At 67.3% G+C, this 19,024-nt stretch carries 21 protein-coding genes; 9 read left to right on the top strand and 12 right to left on the bottom strand.

Annotation, left to right across the window (positions count from 1 at the left end):
* Positions 1 to 13 precede the first annotated feature (13 nt).
* From LMF57_RS11230 to LMF57_RS11210, 5 genes are all read right to left on the bottom strand, one after another.
* Complete coding sequence (locus LMF57_RS11230; RefSeq protein WP_229289859.1) at positions 14 to 172, bottom strand: hypothetical protein; 159 nt, start codon at positions 170 to 172, stop codon at positions 14 to 16.
* Positions 173 to 668: 496 nt separating this feature from the next.
* Positions 669 to 1,046: a DUF2894 domain-containing protein gene (locus tag LMF57_RS11225; RefSeq protein ID WP_033831301.1), complete on the bottom strand. Its 378-nt coding sequence runs from the start codon at positions 1,044 to 1,046 to the stop codon at positions 669 to 671.
* On the bottom strand, positions 1,036 to 1,695 hold the full coding sequence (locus LMF57_RS11220; RefSeq protein ID WP_025874313.1) for an OmpA family protein: 660 nt from the start codon (positions 1,693 to 1,695) through the stop codon (positions 1,036 to 1,038). The genes LMF57_RS11225 and LMF57_RS11220 overlap by 11 nt, the downstream gene beginning before the upstream one ends.
* Positions 1,692 to 3,956 (bottom strand): DUF802 domain-containing protein, encoded by a 2,265-nt coding sequence (locus tag LMF57_RS11215; RefSeq protein WP_208083357.1) that lies wholly within the window; start codon positions 3,954 to 3,956, stop codon positions 1,692 to 1,694. Before LMF57_RS11215 ends, LMF57_RS11220 begins: the two co-directional genes overlap by 4 nt.
* A 10-nt stretch (positions 3,957 to 3,966) precedes the next feature.
* On the bottom strand, positions 3,967 to 4,620 hold the full coding sequence (locus LMF57_RS11210; RefSeq protein ID WP_032975341.1) for a DUF3348 family protein: 654 nt from the start codon (positions 4,618 to 4,620) through the stop codon (positions 3,967 to 3,969).
* A 144-nt stretch (positions 4,621 to 4,764) separates the two neighbouring features.
* On the opposite strand from LMF57_RS11210, the gene LMF57_RS11205 reads away from it, so the two are divergent.
* From LMF57_RS11205 to LMF57_RS11195, 3 genes are all read left to right on the top strand, one after another.
* Positions 4,765 to 5,682 carry a M14 family metallocarboxypeptidase gene (locus LMF57_RS11205; protein WP_099784425.1) on the top strand — a complete coding sequence of 306 codons (918 nt, stop codon included), beginning with the start codon at positions 4,765 to 4,767 and terminating at the stop codon, positions 5,680 to 5,682.
* A gap of 194 nt (positions 5,683 to 5,876) precedes the next feature.
* On the top strand, positions 5,877 to 6,566 hold the full coding sequence (locus tag LMF57_RS11200) for a hypothetical protein (RefSeq protein WP_208083356.1): 690 nt from the start codon (positions 5,877 to 5,879) through the stop codon (positions 6,564 to 6,566).
* 292 nt (positions 6,567 to 6,858) lie between these two features.
* Positions 6,859 to 7,422 (top strand): fasciclin domain-containing protein, encoded by a 564-nt coding sequence (locus LMF57_RS11195; protein ID WP_099844329.1) that lies wholly within the window; start codon positions 6,859 to 6,861, stop codon positions 7,420 to 7,422.
* A 75-nt stretch (positions 7,423 to 7,497) separates the two neighbouring features.
* Here the strand turns inward: LMF57_RS11195 and LMF57_RS11190 are convergent, their stop codons facing one another.
* Genes LMF57_RS11190 through LMF57_RS11175 form a run of 4 tightly spaced genes read right to left on the bottom strand, consistent with a single transcriptional unit; the run spans position 7,498 to position 11,903 of the window.
* Complete coding sequence (locus tag LMF57_RS11190) at positions 7,498 to 8,934, bottom strand: efflux transporter outer membrane subunit (RefSeq protein WP_229289858.1); 1,437 nt, start codon at positions 8,932 to 8,934, stop codon at positions 7,498 to 7,500.
* Positions 8,931 to 9,815, bottom strand: a complete 885-nt coding sequence (locus tag LMF57_RS11185) for a biotin/lipoyl-binding protein (RefSeq protein ID WP_208083355.1) — start codon at positions 9,813 to 9,815, stop codon at positions 8,931 to 8,933. Before LMF57_RS11185 ends, LMF57_RS11190 begins: the two co-directional genes overlap by 4 nt.
* A complete protein-coding gene (locus tag LMF57_RS11180; RefSeq protein WP_025874327.1) occupies positions 9,812 to 10,027 on the bottom strand; it encodes a DUF1656 domain-containing protein in 216 nt (71 codons plus the stop codon). The genes LMF57_RS11185 and LMF57_RS11180 overlap by 4 nt, the downstream gene beginning before the upstream one ends.
* Positions 10,028 to 10,031: 4 nt before the next feature.
* Positions 10,032 to 11,903: an FUSC family protein gene (locus tag LMF57_RS11175; RefSeq protein WP_208083361.1), complete on the bottom strand. Its 1,872-nt coding sequence runs from the start codon at positions 11,901 to 11,903 to the stop codon at positions 10,032 to 10,034.
* 164 nt (positions 11,904 to 12,067) lie between these two features.
* Here LMF57_RS11175 and LMF57_RS11170 point away from each other — a divergent pair, with 164 nt between their 5' ends.
* Positions 12,068 to 12,883 carry a helix-turn-helix transcriptional regulator gene (locus LMF57_RS11170; protein WP_140224969.1) on the top strand — a complete coding sequence of 272 codons (816 nt, stop codon included), beginning with the start codon at positions 12,068 to 12,070 and terminating at the stop codon, positions 12,881 to 12,883.
* Positions 12,884 to 12,920: 37 nt separating this feature from the next.
* Here LMF57_RS11170 and LMF57_RS11165 read toward each other — a convergent pair whose 3' ends face one another.
* Entirely contained in the window at positions 12,921 to 13,451 is a 531-nt protein-coding gene (locus tag LMF57_RS11165; protein WP_229289857.1) for a nuclear transport factor 2 family protein, read from the bottom strand.
* Positions 13,452 to 13,630: 179 nt separating this feature from the next.
* Entirely contained in the window at positions 13,631 to 14,008 is a 378-nt protein-coding gene (locus LMF57_RS11160) for a hypothetical protein (protein WP_229291387.1), read from the bottom strand.
* Between the two features lie 596 nt (positions 14,009 to 14,604).
* Between LMF57_RS11160 and LMF57_RS11155 the strand changes: the two genes are divergently transcribed.
* The gene (locus LMF57_RS11155) at positions 14,605 to 14,934 is read left to right on the top strand and encodes a hypothetical protein (protein ID WP_025874336.1); all 330 of its coding nucleotides are present in this window, start codon (positions 14,605 to 14,607) and stop codon (positions 14,932 to 14,934) included.
* Here the strand turns inward: LMF57_RS11155 and LMF57_RS11150 are convergent.
* A complete protein-coding gene (locus tag LMF57_RS11150) occupies positions 14,928 to 15,332 on the bottom strand; it encodes a hypothetical protein (protein WP_025874337.1) in 405 nt (134 codons plus the stop codon). The genes LMF57_RS11155 and LMF57_RS11150 overlap by 7 nt on opposite strands.
* Positions 15,333 to 15,526: 194 nt before the next feature.
* Between LMF57_RS11150 and moaA the strand changes: the two genes are divergently transcribed.
* From moaA to LMF57_RS11130, 4 genes are read left to right on the top strand one after another with little or no spacing between them, the layout of a single operon-like run.
* Positions 15,527 to 16,507, top strand: coding sequence for a GTP 3',8-cyclase MoaA (moaA, locus tag LMF57_RS11145; RefSeq protein ID WP_117310564.1), 981 nt, complete (start codon positions 15,527 to 15,529; stop codon positions 16,505 to 16,507).
* Between the two features lie 8 nt (positions 16,508 to 16,515).
* Positions 16,516 to 17,514 (top strand): bifunctional molybdenum cofactor biosynthesis protein MoaC/MoaB, encoded by a 999-nt coding sequence (moaCB, locus tag LMF57_RS11140; protein WP_229289856.1) that lies wholly within the window; start codon positions 16,516 to 16,518, stop codon positions 17,512 to 17,514.
* Positions 17,511 to 18,764, top strand: a complete 1,254-nt coding sequence (gene glp / locus LMF57_RS11135) for a gephyrin-like molybdotransferase Glp (protein WP_229289855.1) — start codon at positions 17,511 to 17,513, stop codon at positions 18,762 to 18,764. The genes moaCB and glp overlap by 4 nt, the downstream gene beginning before the upstream one ends.
* Positions 18,764 to 19,024 carry a MoaD/ThiS family protein gene (locus LMF57_RS11130; RefSeq protein ID WP_025874341.1) on the top strand — a complete coding sequence of 87 codons (261 nt, stop codon included), beginning with the start codon at positions 18,764 to 18,766 and terminating at the stop codon, positions 19,022 to 19,024. The genes glp and LMF57_RS11130 overlap by 1 nt, the downstream gene beginning before the upstream one ends.

Raw genomic sequence — 19,024 nt, 5'->3', positions numbered from 1 at the left:
CCTCGGCCGGCGATCAGAAGCGGACGTCGATGGTACCGAACACCTGGCGGGGTGCCGACGCATGGAACACATGCAGCTTGCCCGGTGGGTCGCTGGGTGCCAACACGCTCGAGTCCAGCTTGCTGGCGAAGCCAACCTGACCCAGATCGTAGCCACCGGCCAGGTCGAACACGGTGTAGCCCCAAAACCCCTGTGGTCGGTACAGGCCTGGAAGCGTTCGCCGGTGTACTTGCCGTGCAGGCTGGCCCAGCCGTTGTCGCGCCAGGTGATTTCGGTGGCCAGCAGCTGTTCGAGCAGATGAAAGGGCAGACATGCGATGCGGTCTCGGGCGCCTTGGGCGCCGCGCGATCAACGTGAATAGGGTGCACTGGACAGATGACTGTCTGGTGACATGGTCATCTGCGGACATCACGCGCGGGTAGTGCCGGCCGCTGGCCGGCAACTGCGGGATGCTGCGGAGGGTTCATGAGGCTGCCGGCCAGCGGCCGGCACTACCGGTATCGGTCAACCCGCGTTGCTGCGTGTGCACGTTAGCGTCGCATCCTGCAATGCCCGCAGCTTCATCTGCGGACATACGGGCGGGTAGTGCCGGCCGCTGGCCGGCAACTGCGGGATGCCGCGGAGGGCTCATGAGGCTGCCGGCCAGCGGCCGGCACTACCGTTATCCGTCAACCTGCGTTGCGCGGCTTGCGTGTGCGTTTGGGTTTTGCTGCATCACCGCCGCTGGCGGCACCATCCTGCAACGCCTGCAGCCACGACAGCGTATCGACATAGTCGATGAAGTGGCGCAGATACCCGGGGCTGGTCGCCTGCATCGTGTCCAGCATGCGCTGCACCAGCACCGCCGAGTTCAGCGGGCCGCCGTCGGCCGGGGCTTCGGTGCGCAGCGAGCGGCGCACCTGCAGTTCGCTGCGCAGCTCGGACCACTCGCGGCGCACGTCGTCCAGCATCGGCACCTGCGGGTAGTGCAGCAGCGATCGCGACCCGGTGTCGAGGTCGCGCACCAGGGCACGCAATCCCTCCAAAGGCGAGGACTCAGCTGCCATTGCCGTTCTTCTCGCCCGGCGCAGCAGCCTTGGGCTTGGGAATCGGCGCGATCTCCACACGGCGGTTGCGCGCGCGGCCATCTTCGTTGGCATTGGAGCTGACCGGCTGCTCGCTGCCGAACGCGGCGGCGAACACCGCATCGGCCGGTACGCCGTCGGCGATCAGGGTACGGGTCACCGTCAGCGAGCGCTGCGCGGACAGCTCCCAGTTGTCGGCAAAACGGCGGTTGCCTTCCCGCACCGGTGCGTCATCGGTGAAACCGCTGACCATCAGGATCTCTTCGCGCGTGCCGAGATAGGCCGCCAGCGGCGCGGCCAGGCTGCGCAGCAGCTCCTGGCCTTCCGGCTGCAGCTGGTCGGAGTTCAGCGCGAACAGTACGCTGCCGCTGATGCCGATGCGGCCATTCACCAGCGTCACCCGGCCGGCGGCGAGCGGGCCGGCCAGCGCCTGCTCCAGCGTCTGCAGGCGCTTGGCTTCGGCCTGGCGCTGCTTGACCTCCTGGTCCAGGCGCTGCGACAGCTCCAGCTGCACGGCGACCACGCCGACCAGGATCAGCACGAACGCGCCCAGCAGCACCGACATCAGATCGCCGAATGCCGCCCAGATCGGGGCGTGTGAGCCGCCGTCGACCTCCAGCTCGTCGCTCATGCGCTGCCGGCCTTGCCGCGGCGCGCGGCCAGTTGCTGCAGTTCTTCCATCACCTGCTTCTGCGACAGCAGGCTGAGGTCGACCACCTCGCGCGCCTGCGCCACGTAGTACGCCAACTGCTCATCGCTGCGCGCCAGCGAGGCATCCAGCGCACCGCCAATCTGCTCCAGGCGCCCGGAGAGCTCTGCCGAAGCGGTGCCGAACTGCTCGACGGCAGAACCGAAGGTGCCGGCCAGCTGGCCCACTTCACCGGCACTGCCATTGAGCAACGTGGCGATGCCATCGAGCTTGCCGGTCTCGGCCGCGATATGGTCGCTGAAACGGTTACCGACGCGTTCAAGCAGTTCGGCCGAGCCTCCGACCAGTGCATCCACAGCGGTGCGCTGCTCGTGCGAGGCGTGGTTGATCGCGTCCAGCAGGGTCTGCACGGTGGCCAGCAGGTGGCCGCGTTCTTCCAGCATCTTGTTGTCGCGCACCAGGCTTTCGGACAGGGTGCTGCGCAGTTCGTTGATGACCTCGGCGGCGGCCTTCGGTGCCGCGGCCGCAGTCTGCAGCAGGGTGGACACTTCGGCCAGCGTGGCGCTGGCCTGGGCACGGCCGTTCTCGCCGATCTGCTGCGCGGTCTGTGCCAACGTGTCGCAGACCTGCTGCTGCTGTTCGGCAAGGCGCTGGCCATTGGCCTGCAGGCGCTCGGCCAGATCGGCCGAAACGCGCTGCAACGCATCGCTCCAGCGCTGCAGGCGCTGTTCGTCGCCTGCCAGCAGCTGGGCCTGCAACGCCGCGTGCGCCTGCTGCAGCTCGGTACTTGCCGCGTCCCAACGCAGCTGGCGCTGCTGTTCGCGTGCATCCAGGCCCGCCTGCAGTTCGGCATGCGCCGTGGCGGTGGCGGCCTGTGCGGCCTGCCAATCCTGCAGGCGCTGTTGCTCGTGTTCCTGCAGCAGCGACTGGCCGGCGGCGTGGCGCTCATCCAGTGCCTGCAGCAGCGCCTGCCCACGGTCATCCAGGTGGCTGCTGGCATGCTGCAGCGCCTGCTGCTGGCGCTCGAGCAGTTCACTGTTCAATGCATGCTGCTGTTCGGCAGCAGCGCGCCAGGCCTCGGCGTTGCTGCTGGCATCGGCCTGCAGGCGCTCGCCGATGCGTGCCACCAGGGCTTCAGCCTGCGTGCTCTGGCCTTCGCTGAAGGACTGCAGATGCTGGCGCAGTTCGGCAACCAGCGCCTGCTGCGCGCCGGTCTGCTCGGCCACTACCTTGGCCCAGCTCGCTTCGGTCGCCACGCGGCTGCGCTCGAAGCCCTCGGCCAGACCATTCAACTGCTGCTGCACGGCCTGTTCGACACGCGAATGCAGCGCCTGGCCGTGGCTGGCCAGGCCGGCCAGGGTGGTTTCGGCCATCGGTTGCAGCGCGCCACCAATGGCCGCAGCACTGGCTTCGGCCCCCTCGCGCAGCGACTGCTGCAGCGAGGTGGCCAGGCGTTCCTGCAACGCCTGGCTCTGCGTCAGGAACTCGGACTGACCGGCCAGCAGGCGCTCATTGGCGGCCGCGCTGTGCTGTTCGAAGGTGCTGGTCATCGCCTGCAGGCGATCGATCAGCGCAGGCAGCGCCGCAGACTGCGACTGCAGCAGGCGCAGCGACTCGGCACGCTGCCAGGCTTGCGAATACGGATGCAGCTCAGTGGCGATGGCGCGGTCCAGCTGCTGCACCACCTGCAGGCGGTCGCGGCGCAGCAGTGCCGACAGCAGGCCCAGCATGGCCGAGCTGGCCACGCCGGCGATGGACGTGCCGAAGGCCACCGCCAGGCCCTGCACCGGCGAGGCCAGCGAGCCGCGGATGGCCGCCATGTCGGTGGCGCTCTGCAGCGCCAGGCCGGTGCCGCGCAGGGTGTCCATCATGCCCAGCAGCGTGCCGAGCATGCCCAGCAGCACCAGCAGGCCTACCAGATAGGGCGTCAGCACCGGCGAGGGCAGGGCGGTGCGTTCGCCTTCCACGCGCAGGCGCACGGCATTGCGCAGGCCCAGCGGCACACGCTCCAGCCACGGTGCCAGGCTTTCCTTGGCCAGCGAAAGGTCAGCCAGTGCGGCGCGCAGGCCATTGCTGGCCTGGCGGTAGCGGTACAGCTCCACGCCACCGGCGATGTAGCAGGCTGCGATGATCGCTGCCACGGCTGCACCCAGCGGGTGCACCGAGACATAGCCGACGCCGATCCAGCACACGGCCAGCAGGCCAGCAAGGAAGACAAGGACGTGGAAAACAGTTCTGGACATGGTGTTCCGGTCAGTGTGAGCGCAGGGCGGCAAGCAGCCCCTGGATCGGGTGGAAGCGCAGTTGCAGCTCGGCGAGCAGCAGCGTGCGCATGTCGTGGCGGAAGGACGCGCGCCAGCCGGGCTGGCCGTGCACGCGTTCGAATCGGGCACCCAGCACCGCCGGGGCGGTGGCAAGCAGGCTGTGCTCGCGCGGGCTCAAGGTCTGCTCCATCACCGCATCGACCTCGGCCAGCCGCGCCAGCTCCGGTGACGCCTGCACCAGCTGGTCGCGCAGGCGGCCGCGCAGGCGGCCGGTAGCGGTCTGGATGGCCTGCTGCAGCACCCGGTAGCGCTGCCGCAACGAAGCGAAGTTCGGCGCGGCGGCGGCCTCGGCCAGGTCCAGCAGGCGCTCGGCCTCGGCATCCTCGCTCAGCGAAGCCAACAGGCTCGCTTCGGCCTGGGCGCAATCGGCGAGCAGGTCATCCAGCGCTTCGGCGGCCTCGGCCGGTTCAGCCAGGCGGCCATCCAGCGCCCCGGCAAGGGCCACGGCACGGCTCCAGTCCACCCACTGGCCGAGGCGATCGGTCAGGGCGGGACTGGAGGCCGGCATCGCGCCGTCGCTGAGACGGGCGAGCAGGCGGAGGAAGTCCGGTCCATCCACGACCGGCTGCGCTGCGTTCGCCATCAAGGGGGTGGGGGCCAAAAACCGTTGATTTTACAACCAGATGAGGCCGGCCGTATGAAGGCGGGGGCGAGGGGCAGCACCGATCGGGCCACAAGGCTTAAAATGGTCGGCTGTACCACCGCACCCCGACTTCTGGAGCTTGAGATGACCGTTGCGCAGTTCTACCCGATCGGCACCCCCGGACAGCCCTGGGGCGACGCCGAACGCGCGCAGTGGCGGGCCCGCCAGCAGCGGCAGCGCAGCTACCACGAAGACGTGGTGACCGCGCTGGAGCGGCTGGACGAGCGCTTCGACGTGGTGCAGTACGGCCAGTTGGACTACGCCCCGGACCACTACCCGCTGTTTGCGGTGGTGAACCACGACTGGAACCCGGCCCTGCCGACCGCGCTGGTCACCGGCGGCGTGCATGGCTACGAAACCAGCGGCGTGCATGGCGCCCTGCAGTTCCTGGAGCAGCACGCCGAGCGTTACCTGGGCCGCTTCAACCTGATCGTGGCCCCGTGCATCAGCCCGTGGGGCTACGAGCGCATCCAGCGCTGGAACCCCAATGCCATCGATCCCAACCGTAGTTTCCGTGACGCCGGCCTGATCGAGGAAGCCGCCTCGCTGATGCGCTGGGTGGCCGAACGCAAGGCCAACATCCGGGTGCACCTGGACCTGCACGAGACCACCGACAGCGATCTGCACGAGTTCGACCCGGCCCGCTGCGCCCGCGATGGCAAGCCGTTCGAGCGCGACACCATTCCCGATGGCTTCTATGTGATCGGCAACAGCGAAGACCCGCAGCACGAATTCCAGAAGGCGCTGATCGCCGCCGTGGCGCCGATCACCCACATTGCCCCGGCCGACGCCGAAGGCAATCTGGTGGGCATGCCGCTGCAGTCGCTGGGCGTGGTGTGGGGTGAGTCGCGTTCCATTGGTGCATGTGCCGGCTTCACCGATGCGCTGTATGCCACCACCACCGAGGTGTACCCGGACAGCCCGCGCACCAATCCGCAGGAATGCAACGACGCCCAGGTGGCGGCGGTGTGCGCGGGGTTGGATTTCGCTCTGGCCAACTGATCGAGTACCGCATTGCGGCGCCGGGCCTTTGCTCGGCCGCTGCGGTGCGCAGCCGGGCCGGTCAGGTCCTTCTGCCCGCTGACGACGACTGTTGGACGCGTCGACCAAGCCGGGCACCGACGCCAGCGGGCAACCGCGCAGAGGTGCGGTCTTCGCCACGGCAGGCTTCACGGCCCGCGAGCGATGCAATCGCGATGATGTTCTCTCCAGCGAAGCTGCGTGAGACACCATTGGGAATGCTCCAGAATCTGCTTCACCTTGCACCTCTGATCACCGCTGCCATGACCTGCGTAACGGCGCTGATCTGGGTGGTCTATCTGAGCGTGTTCCTGCGCAGCTACCGCCGCCAGCAACGGCCATCCATTCTGATCACCTCCGGTGCGGGCAAGCATCTGGATGCGCACTGTTTTGTGACCAACCTTGGGTTGGAGCCGGTGTATCTGCTGGATGTGGTCATCGATCTGATCGAGCCGGGCGGCAAGGTCGTCCGCGCAGTCATTCCCGAGCGCACTGAACATTGGAACAACGCTGTCCCCGGAGAGGAGGAGGACATCCGGCGCGCCACCAACGTGGGGCCGCTCAGCAGCGGCGGAGAACGCGACCTGGGCCGCTTCCGCACGCTCATCGACCGTGCCGGCACTGAGAACCCGGACATCAAGGCGGATATCGCCTTCACCAGCCTGGAGGTGACCGTCGTCATCGTGACCGCCAGCCAGGCCGAGCTCTGTGGCGCCTCGCGCTGCTACCACATCGACCACACCGTGGAAGGCGCGCCCTGCCTCATGGCCAAGACCATCAAGGCCAAGCAACTGCAGGGCTGGTTGGCACGCAGGACCCTGACACGTCTGTTGAGTGCCCAGCTCAGGGCCAGCGGCGAAAGCTGAAGCAGCGCCCCTCCGCCTGGAGACCCGATCGCGGCAACTCTCCGCTCTTCAGCGCATCATGATTCTGTGAACATCCTCACGACGCGGCACGCACCTTGTTGAACCGTTCACTGCCCCAGCGCCAGGCGATGCATCCGGCCATCGGCTTGCGGCGTATGCCCTCATGCACGCAACGCTTCTTCCCTGCTGCTACGGATGCCCTGCATTCCCGCATGGCTGCAAGGTGGTGCAGTGACGGCAGCGAACGCTGCGTATTTCCCAGCCCGGTTGGGCTATCAACGAGGACACGAACATGCGTACCCAGATCCAGCGCCTGACCCTTGCCGCCACCGTCGCGGTTGCCTGCGCAACTGCCCCGGCCGCCTTTGCCGCCGACAACCCGATGGTGGGTGGCGTGCCGATGTACGCGAACAAGACCATTGTCGAAAACGCCTCCACCGCCCAGAACCTGAGCACCCTGGTGACTGCGGTGAAGGCGGCCGGGCTCGTTGACACGCTCAGCGGCAAGGGTCCTTTCACCGTATTTGCTCCCGACAACCAGGCGTTCGCCAAGCTGCCCGCAGGCACCGTGGAAACGCTGCTGAAGCCTGAAAACAAGGCCAAGCTGACCCAGGTCCTGACCTATCACGTGGTACCGGGCACCTACACCTCCACCCAGCTGACCACAGCAGCGCGCAGCCACGGCGGCAGCAGCACGCTGAAAACAGTGCAGGGTGAAGCGCTGACGGTGAAGCTGCAGGATGGCAAGGTCTGGGTGGTCGACGCCAAAGGCGGCAAGTCTGCAGTAACCACGGCCGACGTAAGGCAGTCCAACGGCGTGGTGCATGTGGTCGATTCGGTGCTGATGCCGAAGTAAGCCCAGGGCCGCAACATCGATGGCAGTGCGGGAGCGGCTGGTTTCACAGGCCAGCCGCTCACGATTGAGCGCGGTTCAGCGATCAAGCGCGTCGGGCGTTGTGCCTGCCGCCCAGCCCCCACCCAGCGCCAGGAACAGATCCACCTGACGATCCCCCAGCTGCGCGCGCGATGCTGCCAGCGCGGACTCTGCATCGGCCAGCGCGGCCTCGGCAGACAGCACGTCGATGAAGTCGATCCTGCCGAACCGGTACAACTGCCCGGCCTGATCGCTGGCATGTGCCGCGTCGTCGCGGGCGAGGGAAAGGCTGTGCTCGCGATCGATCTCCTGTGCGTAGGCCGACAGCACGGTTTCGGTCTGCCGCAGCGCGTCCAGCACCACGCCATCGAACGATGCCAGCGTGGCATCGGCGTTGGCGCCGGCCGCATCGATCCGCGCCCGGGTTGCGCGCCGGTTCGGCCAGCGCCAGGACAGCAGCGGTCCGATGGACGCGCCGACGCTGTCGCTGCTCAGCAGCTGCTTGAATGACCCTGCCGTGCCGGTGGACGCGCCGATGCTCACCTGTGGGTACAGGCCTGCCGTTTCCACGCCGATCATCGCGGTGGCCGCCGCGAGGCTGCGCTCGGCCGCGCGGATATCCGGGCGGCGCTGGATCAGCTGGCCACCGTCGCCGACCGGAACCGGTTGCTGCAGGCGCGGCGGTTGTTGGCAGTTGGCGACGTCCTGCGGATAGTCGGCTGGTACGCGTCCCATCAGCGCCGCCAGCGCGAACAGGGCCGCCTGCCGTTCGGCAACCAGATGCGGCACCGCCGCCGCACTGCGGTTGGCCGCCGCGCGTGCCCGGCTGACGTCGAACTCGGTTCCGCGTCCGCCGGCCGCCAAGCGGGTGGTGGCGTCCAACGTAGCGCGCTGCGTAGCGAGCACCCGCTGCGTCGCCGCCAGGGTGAGGTTGGTCGAACAGATGCCGACATAAGCGCGGGTGACAGCGGCGGCGACCACCACCCGCACCTGGTCACGTGCTGCAGCGACAGCCTCTGCATCGGCGCTGGCTGCTTCGATACCGCGGCGGATGCCACCTGCCAGATCCAGTGGGTAGGCCAGGTGGATGCCGAGCGCATACACCTGCGGTGGTGAGGTGGGTGAGGTATATCCCCCGGCATGGGCCAGCGTGGCCGATGCATCTGCGTCGGTGCTTGCCGAGCCCTCGGCCCGGTACTGCAGCACCATCGCCGTGGCGCGGCGCAGGTTGGCATCGGCCGCGCGCAGATCGGTATTGGCCCGCAGCGCTTCGCTGACGTAGGCATCGAGCCGTGGATCGTCATACAGCTGCCACCAGCGGTCCGGCAGCTCGGTCTGTGCGTAGGCCGCCTGGTGGCTCGATACGAATGCGCGGCGGGCTGCCGGCGCGGCGGCAACCGCGTTGGCCGGCAGCGTGTAGTCCGGGCCGGACACGCAGCCGGCCAGCGACAGCGCACAGGCGAGTACACCCACGCGTGATACGGTGCCGATCACTTGCAGGCTCCCTGCGCGCGCGGCGTGATGGTCACGCTGGCGGTTCTGCCGACGATCAGGCGTGTATCCGGTGCCACGTCGTCCAAGTGGATGCGCACCGGTATCCGCTGCGCCAGCCGCACCCAGGTATACGTTGACGCAACCGATGGCAGCAGGTTGTGGGTGCTCGCGCGCTGATCGTCGGCAATGCCGGCGGCGATGCTCTCCACATGCCCATGCACGCCGCGGCCATCGCCCATCAGGCGGGCGACAGCGGCATCGCCTTCGTTGATGCAGTTGAGCTTGGTTTCTTCGAAATAGCCTTCGACCCTGAGGCTGGCGCTGTCGATCAGCGCCAGCGCCTGGGCACCCGGTTGCAGGAAATCGCCCGGGTGCAGGTCGAGGTTGGTGACGATGCCGTCGGCGCTGGCGCGCACTTCGGTGCGCTGCACGTTCAGCAGCGCCACCCGCCTCTCCGCTCGGGCCTGTGCAAGGCTGGCCACTTCGGTATCGACCTTGGCGGCATTGCGCTCCCGCGTTTCCGAAGCCACCAGGTTGCCCAGCGCGATGTCCCGCTTCGATTCACGGCGGGCAAGGGCAAGCGTGGCCTGCGCGCTGTTCACTGCGGCATCGGCCTTGTCCAGCGCGGCGGCGTAGCGCGGCTGGTCCAGCACCAGCAACAGCTGCCCGGCTTTCACCCGCTGGTTGTCGTGCACCAGCACCTGGGTGACCAGCCCGCCCATGTCCGACGCCACGCGGATCACATCGGCGCGCACGCGGCCGTCGCGCGTCCACGGCTGCGCTTCGTAGCGGTTCCACAGGGACAGCGCCGCGATCACGGCAACGGCGAACAGGCAGAGCGTTGCGCTCCAGCGGCCAATGACACTCAACAGGTGCTTCATTTCAGTTTCTCAAGCAGGGGCGCGAGCTGGATCAGCAGCTCCGCCAGGATCACGAACAGCGAAAGGCCCACCAGCGGGCGATAGGCGAACAGCCGGTACAGGCCGAGGCTTGCCAACAGCCGCGAGGCCATCATCGACAGCGCCAGCGCGATGAGTGCCACCGCCAGCAGGCCGGGAACGAAGACGCCGTCAATGGAGATATCGGAGAACATCGACTCAGTCCCCATGTACGATCAACGGAGCGATCAGGTCGCGGCGCAGGCCGCAGAGCAGCGGAAGAACACGTTCGGATGCGCCGTTGTTGCCAGCGATGATCACCTCGCGTGTGCGCTCGAGTGATTCCAGCAGCGGCGTATCCACTGTGCGGCATGTGGAGGTACGGATACGGAAGTGGGCGGACGCGCTGTGCAGCAACTGGGCCAGGCAGTCGTGGCTGCGGCGGTCAGTGAACGCCCCGCCAATTACGCGCAGTTCGGCCACCACACTGGCCGCGCGCATGTCCGCAAACAGCGTCCGCAACGTGGGGGCTGCATCCGGATGGCCGCGCAGGCGAGGGGCAAGCAGCGCAAGCCGATCCACCATGCGGCTTGTCCAGTCGCTGGCATTTCGCACCTGCCCGGCGGCGCGGCGTGCGATGTCCCGCTGGATCACATCCTGCAGACGCGCGCGGCTGCGGTTGCTGTCCAGCGTCTGCAACAGCGACATGCTGCACAGCGCCGCCGCCGTACCCACGAACAGCGCTACGCTGCTGTTGAGCGCGCCCGCGATGTGGGTGGCATTGGTGGCGCCCAACCCGGCGATGAGGGGGAAGGTGAGCACTACCCCCAATGCGCCCATGATGAACGGCGGGCGGGAGAGGAACGAGCCACACACCAGCAGTGCCGGCGCCAGTGCCATGGCCAGGCCGACGAAATCGGACAGACCCGGAAAGATAACCAGCGCGTAGAACAGCCCGATGACCACGCCGATGGTCGACCCGATCAGATAGCGCATGACATGCCCGGCAGGTGCCTCGGTGGTCCCGAACAACACGCAGGCCGTGCCGATGATGGAGACGGCGGTTGCACCATCGGACCACGCGGTAATGATCCACAGCGCGCAGGCCAGTGCGATGCCAACGAAGGCACCCAAGGCGCTGCGCAGGGCGATCCGGTGGTCGCGATGCAGCACATGACCGTTCGCCTTCCTGGCAAGGTGCGCGGGCACATGCCGGCGCCAGTCCGGGCGGGCAGCGTGCAGCTGCGCTTCCAGCAACCGGCAGTCGTGATGCGCAGCATCGAGTTCGGCCTGACGTGCGCAGAGATCTGCACGCATCAATTCCTGCCATGTGGTGTGTGCCGTGCCAGCGGGCTGCGCGCGCAACTGGGCCAGTGATTCGTCCACGGCGCTGGACAGCATCAGCACATCGAGCATCCGGTCATGCAGTGCGCGCAGGATCTGCACCTGGGCGACGCCGTGCACACTGTCGAACGGCAGGTGGATGGACAGCGTGTGCAGTTCGAGGAGATCTGCGGCTACCTTGGAGCGATCCGCAGCCAGTACCGTTTCGTTTGCGCCAGCGCGCATGTCCCGCGTCCAGCGCTCCGCATCGGAGAGGACCGATGCCACGCGCGCGTGCACACGCGGTGAGACCCGGCGTGGCCACAGCAGGCCATGGACCAGCGTCGCCGCAAGAATGCCGATGGAGATTTCCTGCACGCGGGTGACGGCGATGGTGAAGACGTCATCGGGCGCCATCACCGCCGGGAAACCAATCAGGCTGGTGGTGTACCCGGCCAGCAGGAAGGCGTACGCACGCGGTGTGCGGTCGAGCATGGCCAAATACAGGCACAGGCCCATCCAGGCGGCCAGTACCACGCTCAACACCATCGGCGCGTTGACGAACCGCGGCACCAGCAGCACCGTAGCAACCGCACCGCCGACCGTTCCCAGCAGGCGGAACAGGCCACGGCTGAGTGTCGCGCCGGACATCGGCTGCGACACCAGGTAGACCGTGCCGATCACCCAGAACGGGCGGGTCAGGCCGATGCGTAGCGAGACATACAGCCCGAGGATCGCGGCGAGCAGGCATTTGAGCGAGAACAGCATCGCTTCGCGGTCGACCTTCCATGCGGGCGACGTCAACAGCTCGATGGGGCGCGAAAGCCAAGAGCGGGTGGGGGTGAGGATCTGCATGCCGCCATCGTATTCAGCGAGCCCCGTCGCCGAATTTCGCTAGAATGTCAGCCTATCGCTGAATCCGGTCATTGAGAATGACTCGCATTTCACTGCCTGGCTTTGATCTGGACCCGGACGCGACGGATCGGCCGGCAGTGGCCAGCCGCCTGCAGGTGGCCGACCACGATGCCGAGATTCCAGTGCATGACCACCGCAAGGGACAGCTGATCCTGGCACTTCATGGCGCGGTGACCTGCGAAGTGGCCAATGCGCTGTGGATCGTGCCGCCACAGTGCGGCGTGTGGATTCCCGGCAGCATGCCGCACAGCAACCGGGCCACCGCCAACGCCCGCCTGTGCTATCTGTTCGTCGAGCCGGGCGTTGTCGACCTGCCACTGCATTGCGTGACGCTGTCGATCTCGCCGATGGTGCGCGAGATGATCCTGCACCTGGCCGATGCACCGCAGGACTACCCGCGCGGCGGGCACACCGATCGACTGGCGCGTGTGCTGCTGGACGAACTGGTGCAGATGCCGGCCGAGCGGTTGTACCTGCCGGTGAGTGACCACCCCAAGATCCGTGCGCTGGCTGCGGCGCTGTCGGCCAATCCGGCCGATCGCAGCACCATCAGTGAATGGGCCAAACGCCTGGCGTTGGGTGAGCGTACGTTGACGCGGCTGATTGATCGGGAAACCGGACTGTCGTTCGGGCGCTGGCGGCAGCAGCTGCATCTGCTGGTTGCCATTCGCGAGCTTGCAGGCGGCGCGGCGGTGCAGCGGGTTTCTGAAACCCTGGGCTATGAATCGGTGACGGCGTTCATCACGATGTTCAAGAAAGCGCTGGGGCAATCGCCTACGCGGTATTTTGCGGCGCGGTTGCGTGGACAGGATTCAGCTATGCGTGGTGGTTGATGGTGACTGGCTGACGTTGCTTGGCTGAAGCGGAGCATCAGCTCTCTGCGGGACTGCGTTTGTCACGTATCGAATAGATTACTGAAAAGATCTTCCAGCCCCGCTCGGTGCGGACCAGCTGCCACATTTCCCGGCCCCAGTTTGCCTTCACGCCGTTGGCATGGAAGCTGTAGTCGAACGACACCGATGCCACATCGCCATCTGTATCGATTCTGGTGTTGAAGAACTTCTCCTCCCGTGGCTCTGCCGTGGCCACTGCCTCATCGATGAGCGAGATGAAGTTGTTCGACGGAATATTGCGTGCCTTGATCGCATCGGTCTTGACCCTGCGGATGTCTGCCAATCGCCGGTCCTCGGACACGAACTGCCAGCCGATGTCTTCAGGCCTGTCCGAGAAGAACAAGCTCATGTAGGTCGGTTTGTCCTTGTTGAACAGCGAGGTGCGGAAGGACTCGATCACCTGTTCGATCGCCTTCACATCGGCGGGCGTGCTTTGCTCTGCGCAAGCCGGAAGGCTGGGCAACAGGCAAAGGGCGAGGGTGGTGACGACCGTTCGTGGAGTGTGCATCTGTAGTGCCTGGTTGAAGGGGGGGAACTCCAGCGTCCGGGCGGCGGCGCGAAGGCGCTGAACACCCCTTCGCGCAGCCCCACACGGCACGCATCTTCTGCCATGCCAGCAGTCGGAGCAATGGAACGGGTGCGCGGTGGGTGTGGCGCCAATGTGGTGTCTGGCCCAGCTCTCAGCGGCTACTGATCGCTCACCTGCAACCGCCCCACAGCCTGCGCACTCAACGCCAGGCACGCCAGCATCAGCCCCTCCATCACCCGGTCGCCCACATAGTCCTCGGGCTCGCCGTTCTGCCGGGTTCGCTCCGCCGCCAGCAGCACTTCCTGTACCACCCGCAAGCCGGCCAATGCGCAATCCGAATCGGCAAGCGCCATGCAGCGCCCGGGCAGCTGATGCCGCTCCGGCCAGGGCTGCCCGTCGGCGGCGGCGCCTTTGCCGATGCGCTTCAGGTTGGCAATCAGGGTATTCGTACCCGCAGTGGGCACAGCCTCTGCCAGGTCATCGGCGTTGGCCGGGTCACTGTAGGCGTGCAGGTGGGGCAGGTCAGATCCGTTCATGGCGAGGCTCCGTGCAAGGCAATCGGTAGCCGCCACACAGAGGTGGCGGACGGTACGAGGTTCGAACACCGGGTTGATCCCAAGCCGGCGGGCACAGGGCCCCCACGTACCGCCCGCCATAGCCGGCAGACGGATTGCCAGCCGGCGCCACGCAAGGTGACGCCGACTGGCAAGCGTAATCACTCAGGAACAACACGGGTGTTCGACGCCCGGCCACCCGTTTTCGGTGGCACGCCATCTGAGCCCGCGTCGCTATGCAATGCCAATCAGAAGAGTTGCAAATAGCTCACGATTGGAGACGCTTTCGGCATTGAACCACGCTGTTAAGTACCGGCACTGCTGGCTGCCGCGATGATCCACCCCGATCAGGCAATCTGCGACAGGGGTCGTGGTTGTAGGGGATGCGCGGGATGTGTGAGCGGGTTGATGGCGACAAGCCATGGGTAGCGCTGGACCATGCCCGGCCAGCAACGTGGTGTGGCGCACGGATGCACTCCGCCGGGAACGGCCCGGCGCTACCGATTCCGTCGCGCCTTGACGTTCCCAGCCACCAAGCGCAGGCTTGCCCAGCACGTTTCCTAACCAGAAGGAGACTTATGACAGCTACCGCGTCTCTGCATCCCACGCCCGACACCCAAGGCCGTTCACGCCTCTGGAACGTCTTCTGGCTGCAAGGGGTCATCCCCAGCAACATGCTATGGGCCGTTGCCCTCTGGGCCCTCGCCAACCAGCGCACCACACTGGTGCTGGCGATGTTTGCCGTGCTGCTGCTCTATACCGGTTGGATCATCCCCGCAGTCTGGCGCGCGGCGCCCACCGCGCGGACCCCGAACCTGGGTGTTGCCGCGCGCGGGCTGACCGTAGCCTGGGGCCTGAATACGGTGCTGGTGATCTTCTTCCTGACCCTGCAGCTGGTGACTCAATAGAACTGGATCGGCTCACCGCTGCGGTCGAAGGCGGCGAAGCGGCCGATCTGGCCGTCGTTGATGGCGTTGACCATCAGCCGCAGCGGGCGGGTGGCCTCGTCGGTGCTGGGGGCGAAGCCTGCACGCCCATCCATCGCCGCCACGAACACCATGTCCCACTCCACGCCGGTGGTGGTGGACTCGCTGGCCAGTGCCTGGAAGCTCGGCACCTCGGCCGGCAGCTTGTCCACGCACAGCACAGGCGACAGGGTGCCGCCCTCACGCCGGTCATGCCGGTCGCGCTGGTCGTCGGTGGGCGATTCGGGCAGGTCGGCGCGGGCGAATACGAACAGCAGGCGTTGCGGTTCGGCCTGTTCGCTGGCGGCCTGCAGCAATTGCTGGAAATCATTCATCATCATGATGGCTGTCACACGCACGCTGCACGGAAAGCCGCATGCTGCCATAACGTCCGGGCGGCGTGGCCGGCGGCGATTGATTTAAGTCATCCCGCTGCCAATGCCTGCCGCGTAGGCTGGCGTCAGTCTCAGCAGGCGAGGGTATCCGGGCCGTTCCGGGCACAGGCAAGACGGTGGAACAACAAGGTGGACCAGCCATGAGCCAACTCACCGACGGATTCGGGCGCAGCTTTCCTTACCTGCGCCTGTCGTTGACCGAGGCCTGCAACTTCCGTTGCAGCTACTGCCTGCCCGATGGCTACCGGGCCGACGGCCGCCCGCGCTTCCTGGCGGTGGACGAGATCGCGCGCCTGGTGCGCGCCTTTGCCATGCTGGGGATGACCAAGATCCGCCTGACCGGTGGCGAGCCCAGTCTGCGCAAGGACCTGGACGAGATCATCGCCACGGTGGCGGCCGTGCCGGGCATCCGCAAGGTGGCCATCACTACCAACGGCACGCTGCTGCCGCGTCGCCTGCCGGGCTGGCACCGCGCCGGCCTGACCGCGCTGAACGTAAGCATGGACAGCCTGCAGCGCGAGCGCTTCAGGACCATCACCGGCCACGACCGCCTGCCGGAAATCCAGCAGGGGCTGGAGATGGCGCAGGCACTTGGCCTGCCGGCCATCAAGCTCAACGCGGTGCTGCTGCGCGGCCTGAACGACGACGAGCTGCCGCAGTGGATGGACTTCCTGCGCGACCGTCCCTTCAGCGTGCGCTTCATCGAACTGATGCGTACCGGCGACAACGAAGCTTATTTCCAGCGCCACCATCTGCGCGCCGACGTGGTGATCGAGCAGCTGCTGGCCGCTGGCTGGCACGAGCGCCCGCGCGCGGCCGATGCCGGCCCGGCACGCGAGTTCAGCCACCCGCAGCATCGCGGCACGGTGGGCATCATCGCCCCGTACTCGCGTGACTTCTGCAAGGGCTGCAACCGCCTGCGGGTGACCGCCAAGGGTGACCTGCGGCTGTGCCTGTTCGGCGAATTCGGCGTGCCGCTGCGCCCGCTGTTGCAGAGCGACGACGACCAGGACGCGCTGCTGGCACGCATCACCACACAGCTTGGCCTGAAAGCGGCCGGGCATGGATTGCACCAGGGCCAGACCGGGTTGACCCCGCATCTGGCTTCGATTGGAGGATGAGGAACACGATGAGTGGTGAATTGACTGCGGCCTTCCACATGGCCGATGTGCGCGACAAGCGTATTACCCGCCGCCGCGCGGTAGCGGTGGGCGAGCTGCATGCCGGGCCAGTGGCCTACCCGCTGATTGTCGAGCGCCGGTTGCCCAAGGGCGATGCGCTGGTGATGGCCGAGATTGCCGGGCTGCAGGGCGCCAAGATGGCCTCGATGCTGATGCCGCTGTGCCACCCGTTGCCGCTGGAACTGGTGCAGGTGTACTGCGCGCCGGTGCCGGAGCGGCAGGCGATACGCGTGTGGTGCGAGTGCGCCAGCGAGGCCCGCACCGGTGTGGAGATGGAAGCACTGGCCGGCGTCAACGCCGCACTGCTGACCCTGTACGACCTGAGCAAGCCGGTGGAGCCGGCGCTGCGCATCGAGGGCATCCGCCTGTTGTTCAAGGAGGGCGGCAAGCGTGGCCTGTGGCTGCATCCCGACGGCATGGACGAGGGCGAGCGCGCGCGCTTCAGGCCGCGCCCGCCCAAGGGCCTGAACGGCGCGGCCTGCGCGGTGATCACCCTGAGCGATCGCGCCAGCGAGGGTAGCTATGCCGACGAGTCCGGCCCGAAGCTGGTGAGCGGGCTGCAGACGCTCGGTGGCGAGGTGGTGGCTGCCGAGGTACTGCCCGATGGCATCGAGCCGCTGGCGGGCCGGCTGCGTGCGCTGGCGGGCGAGGGCGTACGCCTGTGCCTGTGTACCGGCGGCACCGGGCTTGGCCCGCGTGACCTGACCCCGGAGGCGCTGCGTTCGTTGAGTGCGCGACCGGTGCACGGCCTGGCGCAGATGGTGCGCGCGTTGAGTGCGCAGCACACGCCGACGGCCTGGCTGAGCCGGGCCGAGGTGGTGCAGCTCGATGACATGCTGGTGTTTGCGCTGCCGGGCAGCCCGCGTGCGGCCGCGCAGTGCCTGGACATTCTGGCGCCGGTGCTGGGCCACGCGGTGGCGATGGTCGACGGCGGTGGCCACGCATGATTGCCTACAGCGAAGCGCTGCAGCACCTGATGGAAGCGGCTGCACCGCTGCCGGCCGAGCGGCTGGCATTGCATGAGGCTGCGGGTCGCATCCTGGCCACGGACATCATCAGTGGGCAGTCGTTGCCGCCGTTCGACAACTCGGCGATGGACGGCTTCGCGTTGCGCGCCAATGGCACGCCGTTCGAAAGCGATACGGAATTTGTGGTGCAGGGCTGGCAGGCGGCGGGCGACGCCGGTGCCGAGGGCGGCGACGGTGCCTGGGAAATCATGACTGGCGCGCGCATGCCGGTTGGGCTGGATACGGTGGTGCCGATCGAGAACGTGGAGATCCTTGCCAGCGAGCAGGGCCGCCCGACCCGCATTGCGTTGAAGAGCGGGGTGAAACCTGGCCAGCACGTGCGCCTGCGCGGACAGGACGTGGAAGAAGGCGAGCGCGTGCTGCAGGCAGGGCAGGCGCTGGACATCAATGCACGCACCCTGCTGCACGCCATCGGCGTGGCCGAGGTGGCGGTGGTGGCACGGCCGAAGGTCGCGGTCATTGCCACCGGCAAGGAGCTGGTGACCGAAGCGGCGCAGGCGCTGGACTCCGGACAGATCCGTGACAGCAACCGGCCCTACCTGATCGGCCGCCTGCAGGCTGCCGGTGCCGAGGTGGTGTGGCAGGGCACGGTAGGCGATGACGTGGCTGCCTTCGATGCGGTGCTTGACGACGCGCTGGCTGCGGGTGCGAAGGTGCTGATCAGCACCGGCGCGGTGTCGGCCGGCCGCTACGACTTCATCCCCGATGCGCTGCGCGCCCGCGGCGCCCGCATCGTGTTCCACAAGGTGGCGATCCGCCCGGGCAAGCCGCTGCTGTTTGCAGTGCTGCCCGATGGCGCGTTGTATTTCGGCCTGCCGGGCAACCCGGTGTCGGCGGCGGTGGGGCAGCGTTTCTTCGTTGAACCGGTGCTGCGTCGCCTGCTGGGCCTGGCCGCAGAGCCGCTGCTGCAGCTGCCGTTGCAGGCCGATGTGCGCAAACCGCCGGGCCTGCGCTTCCACGCGCGTGCGCGGGTGGACGTGGACGCGCAGGGGCGCTTGAGCGCGCGCGTGCTGTCCGGGCAGGAATCGTTCCGTTTGAAATCCATGCTGCAGGCCAACGCCTGGGTGGTGCTGGAGGGCGAGGGGGACCTCGTCGCGGCCGGCACACCGGTGCGCGTGCAGGGCTGGGGCCACCAGGACCCGCTGCAGCTGGCAACCCAGGAGTCATGATGAAACAGGTGAATCTGCAGTTGTTCGGTGCGTTTTCCGATCTGGATGACAGCCGCGAGATTGCGCTGGAGGTGGCCGGTGGCACCGTGGCCGACCTGCGCCAGGCGCTACGAGAGCTGTTGCCGGTGCGCTTTCCCGGTTTCCGCGCCGGGTTGCTGGACTATTCGGCCTTTGCCGACCAGCAGCGCGTGCTGCGTGACCACGAGGCGCTGCCTGCCGATGGCAAGGTGGCGATCCTGCCGCCGGTGAGCGGGGGCTGA

The organism is Stenotrophomonas sp. SI-NJAU-1 (genome assembly GCF_020883215.1).
In the GTDB taxonomy this organism is placed as follows: Bacteria; Pseudomonadota; Gammaproteobacteria; order Xanthomonadales; family Xanthomonadaceae; genus Stenotrophomonas; species Stenotrophomonas indicatrix.
Note: the sequence above shows the minus strand (reverse complement) of the source record. Positions and strands in the feature narration are given on the sequence as shown.